The sequence below is a fragment of the Snodgrassella sp. W8124 genome (genome assembly GCF_016100875.1).
Lineage (GTDB): Bacteria > Pseudomonadota > Gammaproteobacteria > Burkholderiales > Neisseriaceae > Snodgrassella > Snodgrassella alvi.
In genome coordinates this window covers 118047-139795 of the sequence record NZ_JACFRP010000001.1, presented here as the reverse complement: position 1 = coordinate 139795, position 21749 = coordinate 118047, and the positions used below count along the sequence as shown (strand labels likewise).

Annotated in this window: 19 protein-coding genes; 6 read left to right on the top strand and 13 right to left on the bottom strand. The window is 44.3% G+C overall.

All coding sequences use genetic code 11. From position 1 onward, the window contains the following. Window positions 1–32: 32 nt before the first annotated feature. From trpA to H3U73_RS00555, 8 genes are all read right to left on the bottom strand, one after another. The gene (trpA, locus tag H3U73_RS00590) at window positions 33–818 is read right to left on the bottom strand and encodes a tryptophan synthase subunit alpha (protein WP_100125741.1); all 786 of its coding nucleotides are present in this window, start codon (window positions 816–818) and stop codon (window positions 33–35) included. A gap of 156 nt (window positions 819–974) precedes the next feature. Next, entirely contained in the window at window positions 975–2336 is a 1362-nt protein-coding gene (locus H3U73_RS00585) for a PFL family protein (RefSeq protein ID WP_078475379.1), read from the bottom strand. A gap of 9 nt (window positions 2337–2345) precedes the next feature. Further along, window positions 2346–2621 (bottom strand): ACT domain-containing protein, encoded by a 276-nt coding sequence (locus H3U73_RS00580; RefSeq protein WP_025331370.1) that lies wholly within the window; start codon window positions 2619–2621, stop codon window positions 2346–2348. Between the two features lie 89 nt (window positions 2622–2710). Continuing rightward, complete coding sequence (locus H3U73_RS00575; RefSeq protein WP_084551741.1) at window positions 2711–3889, bottom strand: MFS transporter; 1179 nt, start codon at window positions 3887–3889, stop codon at window positions 2711–2713. 18 nt (window positions 3890–3907) lie between these two features. Further along, window positions 3908–5110 carry a tryptophan synthase subunit beta gene (gene trpB, locus H3U73_RS00570; protein ID WP_037393409.1) on the bottom strand — a complete coding sequence of 401 codons (1203 nt, stop codon included), beginning with the start codon at window positions 5108–5110 and terminating at the stop codon, window positions 3908–3910. 817 nt (window positions 5111–5927) lie between these two features. Then, on the bottom strand, window positions 5928–6551 hold the full coding sequence (locus tag H3U73_RS00565) for a phosphoribosylanthranilate isomerase (RefSeq protein ID WP_084551739.1): 624 nt from the start codon (window positions 6549–6551) through the stop codon (window positions 5928–5930). Between the two features lie 37 nt (window positions 6552–6588). Beyond that, window positions 6589–7440 carry a tRNA pseudouridine(38-40) synthase TruA gene (gene truA / locus H3U73_RS00560; RefSeq protein WP_174830625.1) on the bottom strand — a complete coding sequence of 284 codons (852 nt, stop codon included), beginning with the start codon at window positions 7438–7440 and terminating at the stop codon, window positions 6589–6591. A 469-nt stretch (window positions 7441–7909) separates the two neighbouring features. Next, the gene (locus H3U73_RS00555; RefSeq protein ID WP_198189806.1) at window positions 7910–10273 is read right to left on the bottom strand and encodes a FimV/HubP family polar landmark protein; all 2364 of its coding nucleotides are present in this window, start codon (window positions 10271–10273) and stop codon (window positions 7910–7912) included. A 443-nt stretch (window positions 10274–10716) separates the two neighbouring features. Here H3U73_RS00555 and H3U73_RS00550 point away from each other — a divergent pair, with 443 nt between their 5' ends. The 5 genes from H3U73_RS00550 to H3U73_RS00530 are packed head-to-tail and all read left to right on the top strand — an operon-like array spanning window position 10717 to window position 13537. Beyond that, the gene (locus H3U73_RS00550; RefSeq protein ID WP_198189804.1) at window positions 10717–11253 is read left to right on the top strand and encodes a septation protein A; all 537 of its coding nucleotides are present in this window, start codon (window positions 10717–10719) and stop codon (window positions 11251–11253) included. Further along, a complete protein-coding gene (locus H3U73_RS00545) occupies window positions 11253–11546 on the top strand; it encodes a YciI family protein (protein ID WP_198189802.1) in 294 nt (97 codons plus the stop codon). The genes H3U73_RS00550 and H3U73_RS00545 overlap by 1 nt, the downstream gene beginning before the upstream one ends. Then, window positions 11539–11814 (top strand): BolA family transcriptional regulator, encoded by a 276-nt coding sequence (locus H3U73_RS00540; protein ID WP_084565301.1) that lies wholly within the window; start codon window positions 11539–11541, stop codon window positions 11812–11814. The genes H3U73_RS00545 and H3U73_RS00540 overlap by 8 nt, the downstream gene beginning before the upstream one ends. Before the next feature lie 39 nt (window positions 11815–11853). Continuing rightward, window positions 11854–12720 (top strand): SurA N-terminal domain-containing protein, encoded by an 867-nt coding sequence (locus tag H3U73_RS00535; RefSeq protein ID WP_037393369.1) that lies wholly within the window; start codon window positions 11854–11856, stop codon window positions 12718–12720. 55 nt (window positions 12721–12775) lie between these two features. Further along, a complete protein-coding gene (locus tag H3U73_RS00530) occupies window positions 12776–13537 on the top strand; it encodes a peptidyl-prolyl cis-trans isomerase (RefSeq protein ID WP_041881155.1) in 762 nt (253 codons plus the stop codon). A gap of 97 nt (window positions 13538–13634) precedes the next feature. On the opposite strand, the gene H3U73_RS00525 is transcribed toward H3U73_RS00530, so the two are convergent. From H3U73_RS00525 to rlmD, 3 genes are all read right to left on the bottom strand, one after another. After that, a complete protein-coding gene (locus H3U73_RS00525; protein ID WP_198189800.1) occupies window positions 13635–14081 on the bottom strand; it encodes a GNAT family N-acetyltransferase in 447 nt (148 codons plus the stop codon). 315 nt (window positions 14082–14396) lie between these two features. Beyond that, window positions 14397–14972: a YceI family protein gene (locus H3U73_RS00520; RefSeq protein WP_198189798.1), complete on the bottom strand. Its 576-nt coding sequence runs from the start codon at window positions 14970–14972 to the stop codon at window positions 14397–14399. Between the two features lie 166 nt (window positions 14973–15138). Beyond that, a complete protein-coding gene (gene rlmD, locus H3U73_RS00515; protein WP_198189796.1) occupies window positions 15139–16452 on the bottom strand; it encodes a 23S rRNA (uracil(1939)-C(5))-methyltransferase RlmD in 1314 nt (437 codons plus the stop codon). 116 nt (window positions 16453–16568) lie between these two features. On the opposite strand from rlmD, the gene H3U73_RS00510 reads away from it, so the two are divergent. Beyond that, entirely contained in the window at window positions 16569–17585 is a 1017-nt protein-coding gene (locus H3U73_RS00510; protein WP_078475389.1) for a L,D-transpeptidase, read from the top strand. Between the two features lie 38 nt (window positions 17586–17623). On the opposite strand, the gene H3U73_RS00505 is transcribed toward H3U73_RS00510, so the two are convergent. Further along, entirely contained in the window at window positions 17624–17932 is a 309-nt protein-coding gene (locus tag H3U73_RS00505; RefSeq protein WP_025331387.1) for a GIY-YIG nuclease family protein, read from the bottom strand. Window positions 17933–18255: 323 nt separating this feature from the next. Then, on the bottom strand, window positions 18256–21702 hold the full coding sequence (dnaE, locus tag H3U73_RS00500) for a DNA polymerase III subunit alpha (RefSeq protein WP_198189794.1): 3447 nt from the start codon (window positions 21700–21702) through the stop codon (window positions 18256–18258). Window positions 21703–21749 lie beyond the last annotated feature (47 nt).

Genomic DNA, 21749 nt, shown 5'->3' with positions numbered 1-21749 from the left:
GGCCGCCATACAGAATTAGGATGTTACACAGATTATTCCAGAGCTTGTCTGAGCTCAGCGACAACAGGAGCCAGAGCTTCGGCCTCATGACCAGTATGCTCGGCTATTGTCTGCACAAAGCGGCTGCCAACGATTACGGCATCCGCTACTGCTCCGATACGGCGGGCACTGTCGGCATCGCGAATACCAAAACCCACACCGATAGGCACCTGTATAAACTGGCGTAAATGATCAATTTTACGCGAAACTTCGGCCGTATCCAACTGTGATGAACCGGTCACTCCCTTAAGTGATACATAGTAAACAAAACCACTGGCCTTACTGCCAATCAGTTTAATCCGCTCATCAGTGGTAGTAGGGGCAATCAGAAAAATGCAGTCCAGCCCGTATTTCCTGAGCTGCTCATGCAAATCATCAATTGTTTCGGCCGGACAGTCTACAGTCAGCACACCATCCGCACCAGCCTGCGCAGCAGCACTGGCAAAACGTTCATAACCCATATGATAAACCGGATTCAGATAACCCATGAGCACCACTGGTGTCGTCTGATTTTCCTGCCGGAACTGTCTGACCACCTGAAATATATCATTCAGAGACACATTCTGGCGTAAAGCACGCTCGGCAGCTGACTGAATCACCGGCCCGTCGGCCATCGGATCAGAGAAAGGCACACCCAGTTCAATAATATCTGTACCATTGGCTACCAGCGTTTTCATCAGCTGTACTGTTGTAGCCAGATCCGGATTACCACAAGTGATATACGATACCAGAGCAGTCCGTCCATGCAGCTGCTCAAACGTATGTTGAATTCTACTCATTATGTTCTCAACTCATTTCCGAACACTTTAGCAGTGTATTGATTCAGGCAGCCATCATCCTGCCGCTCCCTGCGGACAGCCAGATTTTATCTGCCTGCAACACTGCCAGTGCTGATTATCATAGCCTGCATCATACCATGCGGTACAGCACATTCCTTAATTTTTCATTGACTGCACCGGTGCCGGTACTCGTCCGCCACGATTAATAAATACCTCACAGGAACCGGATTTCACCGGCATAACCGGAGCTCGACCGAGTAAACCGCCAAACTCTACGTAATCACCGACATCCTTACCGGTAACCGGAATCACCCGCACGGCTGTAGTTTTGCTATTAATCAGGCCGATAGCAGCTTCATCAGCAATAATTCCCGCCAATGTACTGGCCGGAGTGTCGCCCGGCACAGCAATCATATCCAGTCCGACCGAACACACCGCCGTCATAGCTTCCAGTTTATCCAGCGTCAGCACGCCGGCTTCTACCGCTGCTATCATACCTTCATCTTCAGATACCGGAATAAACGCACCGCTTAGTCCGCCTACTGCGCTGGAAGCCATCATACCGCCCTTTTTCACAGCATCATTCAGTAATGCCAGCGCCGCAGTCGTGCCGTGCGTTCCGCAGACACTCAGCCCCATCGCTTCCAGAATCCGGGCAACACTGTCCCCCACTGCCGGAGTAGGTGCCAGAGACAAATCCAGAATACCGAACGGAATACCCAGCATTTTACTGGCCTCATGGCCGATCAGTTCACCCACACGGGTAATCTTGAATGCGGTTTTTTTCACCAGCTCGGCAACTTCAGTCAGAGACAGCCCTTGTGTATTCTGCAACGCAGCACATACTACGCCCGGTCCGGATACACCGACATTAATGACGCAGTCTGCTTCTCCCGCACCATGAAAGGCACCAGCCATAAACGGGTTATCTTCTACCGCATTACAAAAAACCACCAGCTTGGCACAGCCAAAACCTTCCGGCGTGATTGCCGCAGTCTGGCGGATGGTTTCGCCCATCAGCCGTACAGCATCCATATTAATGCCGGCACGGGTAGAACCGATATTTACCGAGCTGCATACGACATCTGTGCAGGCCATAGCCTCAGGAATTGATCGGATTAATATTTCATCGGCAGCACTCATTCCTTTGTGTACTAATGCAGAAAAACCGCCGATAAACGAAATACCAATGGCTTTTGCCGCTTTATCCAGTGTCTGTGCTATCGATACATAAGAATCAGCACCGGTGGCAGCCCCAATCTGAGCAATAGGTGTTACAGCAACGCGCTGATTCACAATTGGTACACCATATTTAGCCGACAGCTCAGTTGCCGTCTGTACCAGATTTTTACCGACACGGGTAATCTTGGCATAAATTTTTTCATTCAGGCGCTTGATATCTGTATCAATACAATCATGCAAATCAATGCCAATAGTTATCGTACGCACATCGAAATGCTGGTCGGATACCATTCGTACAGTTTCCAGAATTTCATTATTCTGAATAGAAAAAGACATAAATAACTCCTAAATCCGGTGCATGGCATTAAACAATGCTTCATCCTGCACACGGATGTGCAATCCCCGTTTTTCGCCTTCACTATCCAGAAATTTACTGAACTCTAAGCGCGGTAAAGTACATTTTTCCGCATCCAGCAGAATAATCATAGTGAAATAATCATCCATTAACTGCTGACTGATATTCACAATACTAACCTGATGCTCTGCCAGCAGCGTGGCTACCTCAGCAACTATACCAATACGGTCTTTACCAATCACTGTCATCACAGCATGATTAGACATAAATAATCCTATTCACAATAATAATTATTACCAACCACAGAAACTAATCCATCGCCAGCCGGCAGCCAGATCAGTTCAGCAGCACAGATTTAAGATATACGTTCACATTTAAAGAATAGTGCACACAGCAAAATCAGCGTTGCCACTCCTCCGCCCAGCAACGAAACCCCGTTCCAGCCATAGTGTGCATAAGCCATAGCAGAAGCAAGTGAACCGAGTACACCACCGATAAAATACATACTCATATAACCGGAAGTAATCCGGCCTTTGAGCGCCGGATCAGAACGATAAATCAGCGACTGGTTACTGATATGCAATGCCTGAATCGCAAAATCCAGCAAAATTACCCCGCCGATCAATGCCCATAAATGCACTCCTCCGGCATACAATAGTGACCAGCTAAGCAAAAACAGTAAGGCACAAACTATTGTCATCGCATAAGTGTGGCCTTTATCTGCAGCCCAGCCCCCTACATTGGAACCAAAAATCCCCAGCGCACCAAATAAACCAAATAAACCAATTGTACTCAAACTGAAATGATAAGGTGCATGGCTGAGCAATAACGTCAATGGTGTCCACAACACTGAAAACAAACAAAAATCCAGCGCCCCGAGCACACCACGCTGCCGCAATAACGGTGTACGCCATAATAACGACCAAACCGATACCAGCGTTTTCCAGTAACCCAGCGTACTGTGTTCACGCTGGACATGAGGCAGTTTGCATTGCAAAATCAGTGCCATTAACAGCAGCATTGCCGCACCGAGGATATATACTGTACGCCAGCCCCACCAATGGGCAACCATACCGGAAAAAGTACGTGACAACAGAATACCCAGTAACAGCCCGCTCATCAGCGTACCGATTACCCGCCCGCGCTGTTCGGGTTCCGACAGACTGGCGGCCAGCGGCATCAGCACCTGAGCCACGGTACAAAAGGCGCCAACCATTACCAGACCGGCAATAAACAGCCATAAATCAGGAGCAAATGCTATCAGCAGCGCACTGATACCCACTACAACATACAGCGATACAATCAGCTTTTTGTTATCAAGCAAATCACCTAGCGGTACCAGAAAAATCAGCCCCAGCGCATAAGCAAGCTGTGTCAGCGTAATCAACATGCCGCTACTGGCAACATTCATACCGAAATAGCGTGCAGTTACTTCTATCAGCGGAAAGACAAAATAATTACTGGCTACGGCCAGACCGATGGCCAGAGCCATCATAAAAATCTGACCGGAAGACAGTTTAATACTCTTATTCATACATACAACAAATATTTACTACAGACTAATTCCGTCCAGCCGGGCAACCGTATTAATATCTTTGTCCCCCCGGCCGGACAGATTCACCAGAATGACTTCATCCGGACTCATTTTCGGTGCATTGGCTACTGCCCATGCCAGCGCATGGCTGGATTCAAGTGCAGGAATAATACCTTCCTTATGACACAGCAAATGAAACGCTTCCATAGCAGCTTCATCACCCATGGCTTCGTACTCAACCCGGCCAATATCATGCAGCAGACCATGCTCCGGACCCACACCGGGATAATCCAGACCGGCGGAAACAGAATGAGTATTCATCACCTGTCCGTTTTCGTCCTGCATCAGATAACCCCGGAATCCGTGTAATACCCCCATCGGGCTGTGCGAGCTGATAGGCGCGGCATGCTGGGAACCGGATAAGCCCAGACCACCTGCCTCAACCCCTACCAGACGAGTTTCAGTCACATTAATATAAGGATAAAACAGACCAATCGCATTCGAACCGCCGCCGACACAGGCTACTGCTACATCAGGCTGACGACCGATGGCTTCCTGCATCTGCTGTATTGCTTCATTTCCGATAACACACTGAAAATCCCGCACCATTTCCGGATAAGGCATCGGACCGGCTGAGGTACCAATAATATAATAGGTATCATCCACCCGTGCCACCCACTCACGCAATGCTTCATTCATGGCATCTTTCAGCGTACATGAGCCGGAATCCACCCCAACCACCTGAGCACCAAGCAGCTTCATCCGGTATACATTCGGTGCCTGACGGCGGATATCCTCAGTACCCATAAATACCGTACATTCCAGACCAAAACGCGCGGCTACCGTAGCAGAGGCCACACCATGCTGACCAGCACCGGTTTCAGCGATAACGCGCTTTTTACCCATTCGCTGCGCAAGTAAAGCCTGACCGATCGTGTTGTTAATTTTATGTGCACCGGTATGATTTAAATCTTCCCGTTTCAGATAAATCTGCGCTCCGCCCAGATAGTCAGACAAGCGCCGTGCATAGTAAACCGGACTGGGGCGGCCTACATAATATTTTAAATCCTCATGATACTGTGCCCAGAATGCCGGATCAGCTTTCGCTTCATAATAAACCTGTTTTAATTCAGCCAAAGCTGCAATCAGTGTTTCCGATACAAACAGCCCGCCGTGCTCACCAAAAAAACCCTGTTCGTCAGGATAGTGATAATTTTCCATATTTTTTTCCATTGAGCGACAATTTACCCGCAAAGTAAAACTATCCGGTCATATTATCACCTTTTAAATCCATTATCCCGTTATCCATACTTAATCCGGAATAAATAAAAGAGTTCTGCTTCTGTGTTAATAAAAAATCCCGATATCACCAATATAAACCCTGCTATCCAGAAAGATATCAGCATACCGCGGCAGAACAGCATAAATGCTTTGTATCAGACAATACAATATTAAAAACGAAAACCAATAAAAAATACAGGTTGTTAAATTCATAAATAAGCGCTGTTTCAAATAACAACATGAACTTGATTACATGCTTATTGATATAGCTGTCATTATTTAAAAGCCCAATCTTAATAAAACCAATATCGGCTGTCTGATAATCTAGCACCAACATCGAGACATTACTTCCAATAAAAATCTGGAAAAATAGAATCACGATACAAAATTTTCTTTTATTTTTCTGTTTTAAAACAGAAAAATAAATCAGTCGTACTGGTTAGTATTATTTTTATCGGGTCTGTTATGATGATCTGTCAATAAAACGTAATATAGCCAGTTTCAGCACCAGAATATCCACAAGCTCAATCATTTCATCCATATTTGTTTGAGTACAAAAATAATATTCAAACAGGATGATTTCACTCTCCGGCTTTTCATCTTCAAAACCAGAACCGCACTTTCCTTATAAATATATTTTTATTGCTCAGTAATAAACTGAATAAAAATCAGACTTGCGGATATTGCTTTTAGTTCCTATGCAATAATAAATACCGCATAAAAATTCTTATTTTTTATTATAAAATCAGATTATTACTTATTCAGAAAACTGATTAACTGCCGCCATCAGAGCCCGCATTTTTTGCTCATCTTTAATTCCGGGCGATGCTTCCACACCACTGGATACATCAATAGCCATAGCTTTGCTTTGTCTGATAGCCAAAGCAATATTTTCCGGTTTCAGACCACCAGAAAGTATCCATGGAATATCCAGCCTGTCAGGCAGCATCTGCCAGTCAAAAGTCTGACCTGTACCGCCATACTGCCCGGCAACAGCTGCATCAAACAGCAAAGCACGGGCATCTGTATATGTAGCTGCTGCAGCTTCAATATCAGCTGTTTCACGTACTCTTATTGCCTTAATATACGGACGCTGAAACTGACGGCAGAATTCAGCATTTTCATCCCCGTGAAATTGCAGAACATCCAGAGGCACATACCTCAGCACTTCCTGTACTTCAGTTGTAGCAGCATTAACAAACAACCCGACTATTGTTACAAACGGAGGTATACACTGAGTAATTGCCTGCGCCTGCTCAATAGAAACACAGCGTTTACTGCCAGAAAAAAATATCAGTCCGATTGCATCTGCCCCAAGCTGGGCAGCGAGTATTGCATCTTCAGCGCGGGTCATCCCGCAAATCTTGCTTCGAATTTTCATCCTCTGCCCCTTTAGAAACTTGCCCGCAATATTGGCATTAATCCAGATATGGCCACAGCCATACGGGTAAAGCAGCTGTTTCCACACCCCATTGCTGCGGATAATCAATACCGGTCAGATATAATCCGTCCGGCATAAATGTTGGTGGTGCCAGCCGCCGGTTTCTGGCTGCCAGCAATTGAGCAAAGCCGGCCACACTCAATTTACCTGCACCCACATACACCAAAGCACCAACAATATTACGTACCATATTGTGTAAAAACGCACTGCCATAAAAATCGATCGCCATTAATTCCGGGCTGCCGACAAGGTTTAGTTTATATAAAGTTTTTACCGGTGATTTAGCCTGACAGTCACTGGAGCGGAAACTGGAAAAATCATGTTCTCCCACCAGCATTGCCGCAGCTTCACGCATTAGCGCCATATTCAGCGGATAGTGAGTCCAGCCGACACGGCTACGCAGTTGCGGCATACGTACCCTGCTGGATTCAAGCATATAACGATAACGTCGCCCGAATGCGTCAAAACGGGCATGAAATTCAGCGGCTACCGGTTGTGCTTTGATAATACGAATATTTTTATCCATCGCTGTATTCGTACCGCGCAACCATGCTTCGGCACTTCGCAGCGCACTCGTATCAAAATGTACCACCTGCCCCGTTGCATGAACACCGGCATCGGTACGTCCTGCTACCACAACATTGATTTGTTCAGCAGCAATGGAACTCAAAGCATCTTCCAGAACCGACTGAATAGTATACAAACCATCCGGCTGCTTTTGCCAGCCATGAAAGGCACGCCCATCATAAGCCAAAGTTAATGCCCAGCGCTGTACAGGCAAACCACCTTCATGCGTAATCACCTGATTTTCTTCTCTGTTAGCAACCATGCCTGTTTCTAATCCAAATAAATCACATCAACCACATCCATTATTATCGCATAGCCGTTAACTGCCTTCATATTTGAAACCTATATAATTACTCATAGCAAAGCAGCAATAAAAAATTGCCTGGTAATAAATCGCTTACATCATTAATAGTCCAGTCAAATCAGAATATATATTAGTTCAGAATGATTTTATCTGACGACAAAACCCGCTTCTGCGCGCCATTACGCACCACTACCCTATTTCTTAACAATTCTATTCAGCTTGTTTCATAAGCTGATACACCTCAAATGCAAACTTATAAACCGCAATAAAATCAATTAATAACTGAAATTTATATGCGTAATATATTAAAAAATACGGCAAATTTACAGCAAATAAAATAGCCGAATTCCATAAACAGAATTCGGCCATTTTAGTGTTTCAGATACAGAAATTAAAGCAACTGACAATTCAACCAAAATAAGGCGAATTAGCCACCTAATTGCTGTAACAGATTTTGTGCCTCTGCCAGTATCGCGCCATTAGCTTCATCAACCAATTCACGCAACGTTTGACGAGCAGTAACTGCATCATCCATTTCCAGATACATTTTTGCCAGTTCCAGCTTTGCTTGTAATGGAATAGCCTGCTGTTCAGGAGTCAGAGGTTTATCAACCTGCTCAGGTTTGGCTGATTGTTCCAGCCAGTCCTGCCCACCATCACCGGTAGCAAATGAAGAGGTCGGCCTTGTTGGTGCAGTAGTTGCATTAACAGCTGGTGCCGGTTTAGAGTTATCGTCTTCAAGCGCAAAGTCCATGGACGGAATATCAATCTCTTCCGTGTCGGCCTCAGGAACAACAATGGGTTGATTGTCGGAATCATCACTTACTCCTAGTGAATCCCAATCAATATCTGTGGAAATGGCATCATCTTCTGCTGCAAATGCATGCTGATCATGCGGAGCCAAAGTCTGCTCAATAGAGGAATGCACTTCTTCAAGGGCAGAAGTATCCTGTTTAGATTCATCATCAAATTTAAAGTCTTCATCCCACTGCAAATCAGCCAGAGAATTTAATGAGTCATCTTCTGCTGCTGCCGGTTTAGACTGTTGTTCGGGCTGAACCGCATCCAAATCAGAGCTAAAGGATATATCTGACGGTTGTAAATCATTACTGTCTGATGATGCGTTATCCTGTAACACAAAATCCTGATGTGCTTCAGCCTGAGATTCATCCGGGTGTTGCTCTTCCGCAACTACCCATTCAAAATCCGTATTGTCTGCCACCTCTTGCTGAGGTTCTGTAACAGCCGGTTGTTCATGCGAAGTCAGAACTTCGGGCTGTTCAGTTGCATCAATCTGATCCAGCCATGATAAATCGTCATTACTATCCAGCTCAGCAGATGACGGTGCAGCCGTATCTGCGCTAGTTGCAGGTGTATTATCAGTGAAATTGAAATTCAGCCAGTCAGTATCGTCTTCTTCCTGCTTGGCTTCTGTTACTTTTTTATCAGGTACCTGTGATACAGGCTCTGAATGTACTTCCTTAGCAGGAGCAGATTTATTATCTGCCTGAGCCGGTTTATCCGATGCAGCGGCATCATTCAGCCACGACCAATCGTCGTCATCTGCAGCAGCATTGGCTGTAGTCGTTACTGCTGTAGCAGCCGCAGCTGTTTTAGCTGTAGTAGCTGGTACAGATGTAGACTGACTGACTACAGAAGGTTCAGTCTCAAATACCACATCATCATCTTCATCATCAGAAGAATAATCTTCATCATACTCAGTACTGTATTCTATGCTGTTGCGTTTTCTGCTTCGTTGCCAGAGTAAGGCAGCAATCAACAGAACACCGGCCAAACCGGCCAGAGCATATGGCCACCATGAAGGCAGCATGGATTCTTCAGCCGGTTCTTCTGCAGGCTGAACAGGTTGTGTATTAACTTTAGGCTGTACAGGTACTGCCTTCACCACAGATGCCGCACTTGCAGCCGGAGCTGAAGCCTGTGCAACTTCTGAAGCCTGAATAGTGGCTGAAGCCTGAGCAGGAACTGAAGACGCTGCTGATGTTTCTGCTTTAACAGTGTTTTCTTTAGTTTGAGCTTCCGACGCAGCCGTATCTCTGGTATTAGCGGCTACTTTGGGATTGTCTTTTTCTTTTGTTACCGCCGGTGTTGTATTTTGTGTCACTTCCGGTTTTACAGCTGTTTTAAGTGGTACTTTGGATAATTTTTTCAGCTGTGAAGTAGAAGGAATATTCAGACTAATATTGCGATACATCAAATCAGGATTACCGTTACGAAAAGCATTCGGGTTAGCAACCTGTATAGCATGCATGGTCTGCTCTAAACTCAGTCCCTGCGGCCGTACCTTACGCGCAACATCCATCAAGGTTTCATTATTATCGACATTATATTTCACTACCGCATTTTCGGAAGCAAGGCCGTTTTGCAGTGCGACAGTAGCTCGTGCTGCAGATTTTTCTCTTGCAGAACGCACTGGTGCAGAATGTACAGATTTAGGATGTTTGCCGGTTGCTTTATTTTTTCCAGCCGAATAATGGCGTTCAGGTGGATCCAGCAACGCAGTATACTGCCGCCCCTGACTACCGGCAGCAAGACTGAAAGTCAGCATCGGATCATGCACAGGTTTACTGGAGCGCAAATGAATTACGGCATTTTGTCCTTGTGCTGTTACACGCACCTGTAACGGAGCTCCGGAAACAGCAGGTCGCCCGTGCAATGCTGCTTTGGCTTCATCACCAGTTACCACAATACTACCTGAGAACGGCTCTCCCAGCGCCGAATTAACCTGTAAGCTACCCAGACCTGCCCATGCAGGTGCACTGGCCAACATACATAAAGACAGTGCGATGATCTTTAAATTATTTGCGTTTTTCAATCCCGTACCCTCACCGGTAATGCACCAATGCCGTCAAGCGTGTGCCTATTCATTATGAAAATTTCTACAAGTATACTTAAATAAATGCAATTGGCGTTTAACTTTCACTAAACCTGTTTTTATATTATCTCACGCTATAATAGCTTTTGCGACACTTTAATGCCAAGTTACCTGTACCTGATTTGCTTTCTAACTGTATTTATCTGTGGACATTTTCATACGAACCACACTCAGGAAGGCCTGAAACCAATATACAACAACTGATACAACAACTGTTAAATTTTGTTTAATACCTTGCTTTAACACGTGCCAAGTGTAAAAACTCAGGGTATCATGGCGTATATCTGTCACCTTTAATTTAACCCGTAACCGGAAAATAAAGATATCCAGTCCTGATAATGAAAGCTGTATTTGAATTTTTGGTAGTCATTCTTTTCTTTACTACCTATGCCTTAACTAAAAATATTATTCTTGCCACCGAAGTAGCCATCGCAGCAGGTATTATTCAGGCTGTGTGGTGCCTGTTTAAATACCGGCGCTTGCAAACAATGCAGTGGGTTAGTCTGTTACTGGTCGTCATACTGGGCGGAGCGACCGTAATTTTAAAAAATGAGCGCTTCATCATGTGGAAGCCGACCGCCCTGTTCTGGGTTATGTCGGCAGGTCTGCTGATTTCACACCTGTGCGGCAAAAATGTTCTGAAAAGTACCATTGGTAAAGAAATCAGTATGCCCGATCCTGCATGGCATAAACTAACCTATATCTGGGTTATATTCCTGCTGGCACTGGGTGCACTTAATCTTTGGGTGGCTTACACCTTTACTGTACCTCAATGGGTTAATTTCAAACTCTTTGGCAGTACCACCATATTATTTTTATTTCTTGTTGGACAAACAGTATATATTAGTCAGTATACTAAAAAGGATGAGTTGTAATGCTGTTTATGCTAATGGCCACTGATGCCGATAACAGTCACGAAGCGCGTATGCAAGCACGGCCAAAACATTTGGCGCGTTTAGAAGAACTAAAAGCACAAAACCGTTTGGTTCTGGCCGGTCCTAACCCTTTACCCGAAGATGACAGTCATTTTTCCGGCAGTCTGATTGTTGCCGAATTTGATTCTCTGGACGAAGCGCAAGCATGGGCCGAACAGGATCCTTACGTTGATGCCGGAGTATTTGAAGAAATTCTCATCCGCCCTTTTAAAAAAATTCTGCCAAATGACTGATATTCAGACTATTATTCAAACACGTCTGCAAATACTGGCTCCGCAGCAACTGGAACTAACCGATGACAGTCATTTACATGCAGGACATAAAGGTCACGGTGGTGGCGGACATTACAGCCTGCTGATTGTCAGCGATACTTTTATCGGTTTATCACGTTTAGCCCGACAACGTAAGATCCATCAATTACTTGAAGATTTATTCAGAACAAATACCATTCATGCTTTAAGCATCAGGGCATGCACAAACATTGAATATTTAACCAGATAATAATTTACTTTATCTACTTAAACTAAAAGAGAGTGAACCATGAAAAAACAATTTATTGCTGCTGCCATTATGTTTGGATTAACCGGTATTGCTGCTGCCCAGACAGTAGTCACTGTTAACGGAACCAAAATTGACAGCAAAGAAGTCGATAACCAGGTAGCCATACTGGTACAGGAAAGCCAGAATCAGATTCAGGATTCCCCTGAATTGCGTAAAAATATTACCAACCGCCTGATTACCCGAATTTTGCTGATTCAGGCTGCAAAAAACCAGAATCTGGATAAAGATCCTGAATACTTGAAAGCTTTAAGTCAGGCTGAAGCGGAAGCCAAACGTCTGGGCGATGATAAAAAACCGGGTTTCAAAGAAGAATGGTCTTTCTTTAAAGACAATCTGCTGACTCAAGCCTATCTGGCCAACGTGGCAAAAAACAATCCGGTAAAACCTCAGGATGTAAGTAGCGCATATAACGACATGGTCAAATATTACAGCGGCACACAGGAAGTACAATTAGGTGAAATCATTACCCGTGATGCAGATACTGCAAATAAAGCCATTGCTCAGTTAAAAGCGAATAAAAACTTTAGCACTGTAGCTAAAGAATACACTATTGATCCTGCCGGTCGCGAAAACGGAGGCATTCCTAAAGGTTACGTTGCCATTAAAGATTTACAGGAAAGTGCCACTTCGGTTTATAACGCAATTAAAGACCTGAAAAAAGGTCAGTACACTGCCACACCGGTACAGGGTAACAGCAATATATATGCTATATTCTATGTAAACGATAAGCGCAATGTTAAACTGCCGAGTCAGAAAGAAATGACCCCTGTTCTGTCACGCCGTCTGCAAAGCGCTTTAATAGCACAGGCAATTGATCAGCTTTATAAAAATGCAACAATCAAATAATAATTTAACTCTGGTTTGATTGACTAATCAGAAGATAAAATAAGGAATACTCAACATGAAAAAAAGCATTCCTTGGCTGGCCGGGCTGAGTATCATGGCGGCCGGGCTCGCTTTTGCTGATGCGCCCAAAATTGACAGCCAGCGTATTAACGTTATGCTGAAACAGATTGAGCGTCAGATGCAGACTCAGCCAGATGCTCCGGCACCAGATAAGGCAGAAATTCAGAAAGAAATCACCTTGCGCCTGCAATCAGCTGAAATATTAAAAGCTGAAGCTATTAAGGCCGGGCTCGATAAACAACCTGATACTCAGGCTGCATGGCAAAATGTACAGGCACAATTTTATGCTGCCCAGTATGTGGATTATCTGGCTGCCAAAACTGAAATCAACGACAGTGATTTGCGCCGGCAATATGAACAAGTGAGTCAGGAAATCAATTTACTGCCAATTGTTTTTCCAAGCAAAGAAGCGGCTGAAGAAGGCTTAACTAAACTGAAAAAAGGTTTGGCTTACGAAACCCTGTACAAACAGGTTAATCCGGAAGCTCCTGCCAGCAACTGGATGAACCCGCAACAGTTACCGCCTGAATTTGCTCAGTTAGCTTCTCAGCTGAAAAATGGTCAGATATCACCTAATGTTATCAACATTGATGGTCATTTTTTTCTGCTGAAAGTAGCCGGTATGCGTCAGGCTCCTAACGCACCTGCATTTAATCAGATTAAAGAGCAGTTGCGTGAACAGGCCAAACAGCAAAAGGTACAGGAACAAATTAATCAGCTTTTACAAAAAAATGGTATTAGTCTGAATGAACAATAAGTTTTGCTGAAAAATAAAACCGGTACAATCGTACCGGTTTTTTCTATTGTCAGAATATTAATCACCTCAATAAACAAGTTCTGATAACCGACTCTGTTCAGCCCGTTGTTTTTTTTGGCTGATACAGCATTTGTACGTAAGGGATTCCATTAGAAATATAGGGTGTTCCCTGTATCTGAAAATCATGCCGCTGATAAAATTTAAGTACTCGCCGGTCAGCCTCAATTTTAACCGGATATTCAGCATAATGATTTTTTGCGTAATGCAGAATGAGCTTAACCAGCTGATCACCCAGTCCGGTACCCCGTACCGTTGGATGTATCACAAACCGACCAAAGGTAAAGTGAACACCTGCCAGAAACATTCGTGCATATGCCAGTATCTGCCCGTCCCGCTGATAATAAACATGTTTAGCCTGCAAATCCCAATCATCCAGCTCAGGATAAATACGTTGTTGTTCTACTATGAAAGTATCGATACGCAAGCGAGCAATATGAAAAAAATCGTGTGATGAAAGTTCATTAAATTTTTTGATACACCACATAACGATTTCCACCTTTTACATTAAGAACGAATATCTGATTATTCACACCATAACCCTAATCATAATATTAACAGAGTACCAATATCAAATCTTTGAATCAACATTTCAGCTTTACACCTGTTTCTAGCTTAAAATCTATTCTGTGATCTAATATTATTTTCAAAAGAAGCAACCTTTTAATCAAAATGCACTCGGTTAAATATTACAAATCCGGTATATTAAATACCTGTGCGGCTAAAAAACTGAGTATTGTGCAAAGCACAAACGGATTATCTGCTATTAAAACAGATAATCCGAGTAAATTACCCAGTTAGTTTACTGTCTGGCTGCTTCAATCTGAATATTAATTTTAACATACCGGCTGGCTGGTATGGCCGTCAGATATTCATCGATCCCCCATTGTGAGCGATCAATAATAGCCTCAAAATCACCGCCGCACACCTGCGATTGAGTCATAGGGCTATTATAACAATTAAATTTAGTTGCCCGTAATGTCACAGGATGAGTTCGTCCGACCATAGTCAGCTGGCCGCGTAATGCTCTGACCTTGCCTTGTTTATCAAAAATCCAGTCCTGTGAAGAAAAACGCAGATTCGGATACTTTGCCGCATTAAAAAAAACTTCGCTTTGCAGGTGTTTCGTGAACTCACTGCGGCCAGTATCCAGAGTACTAAGCGGGATAGTTATATCTACAGAACCAGTTTTCGCACCAGCATCATATTGAAGTTCACCATTAAGATTATAAAAACCACCCACATTACTGGAGGTTGCAAAGTGATCAAGTGTAAAACGGGCATTGGCATGCAAAGGATCGATTTTATAATTTGCAGCTACAGCCGGCACGGTTATTCCCAGCAACGCTGCCATCAAAATACTGGCCAATTTATTCATGAAGAAACACCTCTAAACATTTGTCTGACAGCAACAATATTAACGTGAATAACCAGATAACAACATCTCGAAGAGTAAAAATATTGTTTCTTATCATGAAATAATTACAGGATATTCATCTACTTTTAACTAAACAGATAATTTTACCTGTTTCATTATTATTGTGTTACCAGTCAAATACAGCGATCGACTCCACATGTGCAGTTTGCGCAAACAGATTCATAATACCGCCGGCACGATAACGGTAACCGCGCTTAACGAGTAAACCTGCGTCTCGTGCCAGAGTAGCCGGATCACAGGAAATATAAACTATCCGGCGTGGTAACAGCCGCTCTTCAATTTCATTTAAAGACTGTATCAATGCCTGAGCACCTGCACGTGGCGGATCAAGCAACCATTTATGCGCATAACCCAGCTCACGCAGACGCTGTGTACTCATAGCAAAAAGATCAGCCTGCTGAAAACGTACAAGTTTGGTCAAACCATTATGCCTGGCATTACGCGCAGCACGCTGACACATGGCAGCAACACCCTCAATACCCAGCACCTCTGCCTGCATCCGTGCAATCGGTAAACTAAAATTCCCTAAACCACAAAACCAGTCAATAATCCGCTCGCCGGCACATGGCTGCAACCATTGCATTGCCCGCTGTACCATAAGCGCATTAGTCACATGATTAACCTGAGTAAAATCTTCAGGTTGATATGGAATCTCAATTTGATATTCAGGCAGACGATAAGCAAGAACCGAAGTCGCAGATGAAGATATTAAAGTGGTTTTATTACCTTTTTGTAACCAGCACTGCCACACATAACCGCTTTGCTGCTGTAACTGTTGCAGCAAACCATCAATCTGCATCCGCTTGGCCTGATTTAACTCATCAGCCTGTATAGTGAGTGCGATAGCATCATTACCCTGATGCAGCATAATGCCCTTAACCGTATTTGCAGACCAGTTTTGTAAAAAAAGCTTAATTGGTTTTAAAGCTTTCGACATTACCTCAGGTAATACCAGACAATAATCAATATCTATAATTGCATGGCTTTGTCTGGCCTGAAAACCCAGCTTTAATCGGCCTTTATCATAGACTGCACGTAATCGCACTCGTTGGCGATAATGCCATGCTAAGCCATAAACAGGCTGCATCAGTTCATCAGGCAAAACCTTACCCAGACGCCGCATCTGACTTAGCCATGCACGCTGTTTTAGTGCCACCTGAGCAGTAAACTCAATATGCTGGCTGTTACAACCGCCACAATGAGCATAATAATCACAAGGCGGTTGTACACGAGCATTAGCCGGCATCAGTATTCGGCTAATCCTACCTTCAGTATAGGATTTTTTTATCCGCACCGGCTGCCATTCTACTAATTCACCCGGTAATGCCTCATCAATAAATACCGCCTTACCGTCTACCCGGGCAACGCCGCGTCCTTCCTGATTCCAGTCTGTAATTTGTGCTGTAAATCGTTGTTCCAAGCTATAACCTCAAGCTAGAAATGAACTTAAATAAATTTAATTGTATTTAATTTCTCACATTACAGACAAATTACGTTATGATTATATCCATATTGCCATACTGGATTTTAAGAATAATGTTAAAACCAATACTTTATGCAGTGGCCACTACCCTTATCTCCACTGGTGTATATGCTGCCATTCCCATGCCTGATTACGCAGTACCCAGTCAGGGACAGCAAGTTATCCTGAATGTTCCACAACTGCGGCTATTTCTGTTTCAGGACGGAAAATTAATTAAAACTTATCCGATAACTGTAGGTAAAGCCAGCACACAAACACCGCTGGGTGAATACAAAATTGGTGCCAAAGTATCTAATCCTACATGGAGTGTTCCGCGCAGTATTCAAAAAGAAATGGCGGCAAGCGGTAAAGCCGTACAAAAATCTGTACCACCCGGCCCGAATAACCCGCTTGGTCCCGTATTTGTCCGTCTCGGTGAACCGCGGCTGGGGCTTGGCATTCATGGTACCAATGTACCCAGCAGCGTACCTGGTGTACGCAGTCATGGCTGTGTGCGTTTACGCAGCCCGAATGCACTGGATTTTGCCGCAACAGTACAAAGCGGTGCTGATGCTGCCGTCATTTACCAGCAGGTATCAGTTAACACAGATGAACAAAATGATATCTGGATTGCCGTTTATCGCGATCCTTATAATAAACGAAACCTGAACAGAAAGCTCTTAAACCAGAGTATCAGTTCATGGGCAGAACAGCATCAGCTTCGGGTTGACCAGCAACGTTTAAACAATGCTCTGGGCAAACCGGCCAATACTTTGATTTGTCTTACCTGCAGTACGGGCAAAACCAAAGTTAGCGGCAATCTGAGCTCACTACAGTGGACAAGCGGTAAAGGTGAAACTGTAGAATTCAAAAACGTTAATCCAGACAATATCAATTCTAAACAGGAAATCACACCGGAGGGCAGTAGTATTGAAGTAGATGAGGACACGGACGAAACACCTAAGCAACAAAATATTACTCCGTTACATCCAACCACCACACCTGCAAAAAAACAACCCACATCAGTAAAGAAGGTTCCAATTACTACCATTCCTGCCTCATCCGATGAGGGTTTTGATTCTCTGATGTAACATCGGACTAGCAGTTTAACTGATATATAAACTCAGTTTTAAGGAAGATAATTTTCCAGCAATTGCCATAAAACTGCCTTGTCTGAAGATTTAAGCCGCTTCAGCCGATATTCACATCGTGCTGCAGCGGCTTTAGTAATGTTCCGGCAAATCAGACGCATCTCAAGTGGCGGATACATGCGTGTATATCTTGCCCCCTTACCCGCATAATGCGCCTGCCAGCGCTTTAACGGCCGATTAGTTATCCCGCAATAAAATGTATCATTAGCACAGTATAAAAAATAGACAGCCCAATCAGCATCTGTCTGAGGTAAGGGTGGTAATGCATTCAGAACAGATGCAGACAAAATCAGCTTCATAGTTCAGTATAAACCGCAATCCCGGACTGATTGAAATTCAGTTATTCCAAACTCCGGTAAAAATTATGATATACAGCGTGTTAATAATAAACACACTTAATTCACAGCAATAAAATAATATGATTTTAAGCAAAAACCGATAATTTCAAATTTTACAGATACTGAATACAGGCCGAACACCTGGCCGCGCTTCGCCGATGTTCTTAAACATTTACCAATAACACATAAAATTTAAAATAATTATTTTTATCATACACTCAGACAAGAGAGTACTTATCGTACATAAATACGCTCAATTTTTCGGTTTACACTCAGAAACTCACCTGTACCGCCTCATCGCCTAGCAAGGTATACAGTTCATCAAATAAGGTAGCCTCAGGCTTGATAAGCCAGTTTCTATCCGCACGCAATTCACCATATGCCTGCTGATGCCGGCAGCAAAATTTCAGTGGCACATGAGCCTGCTGTTCACGGTATGGTTCCAGTAATCTGGCCAATTGTCCGACAGGAGTATCTGCAGTAATGTGTAAATGCAGACTGCGTGCATAGCGGGCGCTGGCTTGCGCCAGCGTGAATGCATCATCAGCAGTGATACGTAATCCGTCACCGCCATTGTATTCATCAACAGCAACCTTACATTCCATAATCAATACCTGATCTGCTTTCAGGCTGGCTCCGTATTCTTCCAGTGCCTGCCCCGCTACTACAACTTCCTGTTTAGCGGTACCATCCTCAAGCTGCACCACAGCAAATTTACCGCGTTTTCCCATAATATAGCGGACACCGGTAACAAAACCGGCTACTTTCTGCTTATTATTAGATGGTTTCAGTGTTGCCAGTTTGCTGCTAACCAGTGCACGTACTTTATCAGCATATGGTTCGAACGGATGGCCGGAAAAATAAAAACCCATTGCCTGTTTCTCTTCAGCCAGCTTTACCGCCAGTGACCATGGTGCTACCTTTTCCATTTGTAAAGGCTCTATAGCATCTTCAACCATATCAAACAGCCCGCCCTGATTCGCATTGGCAGCCACCTGCTCAGCATTCTCCATCGCCAGACCGATATTGGCCAGCAACTGAGCCCGATTCGGATTCAATTCATCAAAGGCACCGGCGCGTACCAAAGCCTCAATCGTACGGCGATTCAGATGTTGGCGATCTACTCGCTGACAAAAATCGAATAAATCTGTAAATGCACCACCTGTTTCGCGCGCACGTACAATGGCCTCTACGGCACCTTCGCCAGTTCCCTTAATTGCTCCAAGTGCATAACGAATCTGCTTTTTATTATTCGGAGTAAACCGGTAAAAGGATTCATTAATACTCGGTGGCAGGAAAGTAATCCCGTTTTCAATACCATCATCAACAAAAATTTTCAGCTGATCCGTATTAGTCAATTCACTGGACATCGTACCGGCCAGATACTCAGCCAGATAATGACATTTGAGCCATGCAGTCTGATAAGACACCAGAGCATAAGCTGCAGCATGCGATTTATTGAAACCATAGCCGGCAAACTTTTCCATATAATTGAAAATTTCATTGGCCGTTTGCTTATCTATGCCTTTTTCAGCGGCACCAGCCTCAAAAATGGCACGATGCTTCACCATTTCCTCAACTTTTTTCTTACCCATGGCACGACGCAGCAAATCGGCACCACCCAGTGTATAGCCGCCGCAAACCTGTGCCGCCTGCATTACCTGTTCCTGATAAACCATCACCCCGTAAGTAGAATTTAATACCGGTTCAAGATTGGGATGCAGATACTCTACTTTTTCCTCACCATGCATACGCCGGATAAAATCCGGAATCAGATCCATCGGCCCCGGACGATACAGAGCCACAAACGCAATAATTTCTTCAAATTTGGTCGGACGTGCTGTCACCAGCATCTTTTTCATACCCACCGACTCAAACTGGAATACTGCTGTTGTATTACCTCTGGCAAAAATACTGGCATACGTCTCTGCATCGTCCAGCGGAATATGATTAACATCAACCTTCTGACCAGTGGTTTCCAGAATAAATTTTTGCGTCATTTCGATGATGGTTAAGTTGCGCAGTCCGAGAAAGTCGAATTTCACCAAACCAATCTGCTCAACATCATCCTTATCAAACATCGAAACCGGAGACGCATCATCACCGCTTGCCTGATAAATCGGGCAAAAATCGGCAATTTTTCCCGGAGCCATCAGCACCCCGCCTGCGTGCATACCCAGACCGCGCGTCAGATCTTCCAGTTTCAGTGCCAGCGTCATTAGCTCTTCAGCTTCTTCTTCCTGCAATAGTTGTCGGATTTGCGGTTCTGCTTCCATTGCTTTTGTCAGGCTGAGTGGTTTATTTGCTTCAACCGGTATCAGCTTAGACAAACGATCACACAAACCAAATGGTAAATCCAGCACACGCCCGACATCGCGTACCACAGATTTTGACGACATCGTACCGAAAGTAACAATCTGACTGACCGCAGGCACACCATATTTATGGCGTACATACTGAATAACGCGACCACGGTTTTCCTGACAAAAATCGATATCAAAGTCTGGCATTGATACCCGTTCCGGGTTCAGAAAACGTTCGAACAGCAGGTTATAACGCAACGGATCCAAATCAGTAATTTTCAATGAATACGCCACTAGCGAACCGGCACCGGAACCACGTCCCGGACCTACCGGACAGCCATTTTGCTTAGCCCAGTTAATAAAGTCCTGCACAATCAGAAAATAACCGGGAAACTGCATCTGAATAATAATTCCCAGCTCATAATCCAGTCTTTGCTGATATTCCGGCATTTTCTGTGCCCGTTCAGCTTCATCCGGATACAGAAATGCCATGCGCTCACGTAATCCTTCATTACTCAGCTGAACCAGCAGATCGTCCAGCGTCATCCCTTCCGGTGTCGGAAAAAGCGGCAAATAGTTTTTCCCCAGTGTCAGCGTCAGATTACAGCGTTGAGCTATAGCCACCGTATTAGATAAAGCTTCAGGTATGTCGGCAAAACGTGCCGCCATCTCTTCAGGCGTAACAAAATACTGACTGGGCACAAAATCATGCGGACGACGTTTATCAGCCAGTACATATCCGCTGGCAATACAAACCCGTGCTTCATGTGCCTGAAAATCATCAGTATCCATAAACTGTACCGGATGGGTTGCCACCACGGCTATCTGATGCTCAGCCGCCAGCGCCACACTACCGGCTACCACTGCCTCCCATTCCGGCCGCTCAGGTAAACGCTGCACTTCGAGATAAAAACCATCACCAAACCATTGCCGGTATTTAATTAAAGCTTGTGCAGCCTGCTCAGGTTTCTGTGACAGTAAAGCCTGACCAATTTCACCATACTGTGCTCCGGATAAACAGATTAAGCCAGTATTGTCTCCTTCTGCCAGCCACTGCTGACGTACTATTGCCTGATGCGGATTGCGGTCTTCACCCACATAAGCATTTGTCAGTAACTCATTCAGACGTAAATAACCTGCATGATTTTTGACCACAAGCATCAGGCGAAAAGGCTTGTCAGGCTGTTCCGGATTCTCCAGACGCACATCTGCCGCCATAATCGGCTTGATTCCCGCATTACGGCATGCCTTATAAAATTTCACCATTCCAAATACATTCATCAGGTCGCTGATACCTAATGCAGGTATTCCCAAAGTACTGGCGCGTTTAACTGCCTCTTTTATCCGTACAATACCGTCTTCAATAGAAAATTCGGTATGCAGACGCAATGGAACATAGGAAAAATTTTTGGACATAGTACTTTTCATACCAGAACAATTATTATCTGGTTTATCCGAAATAA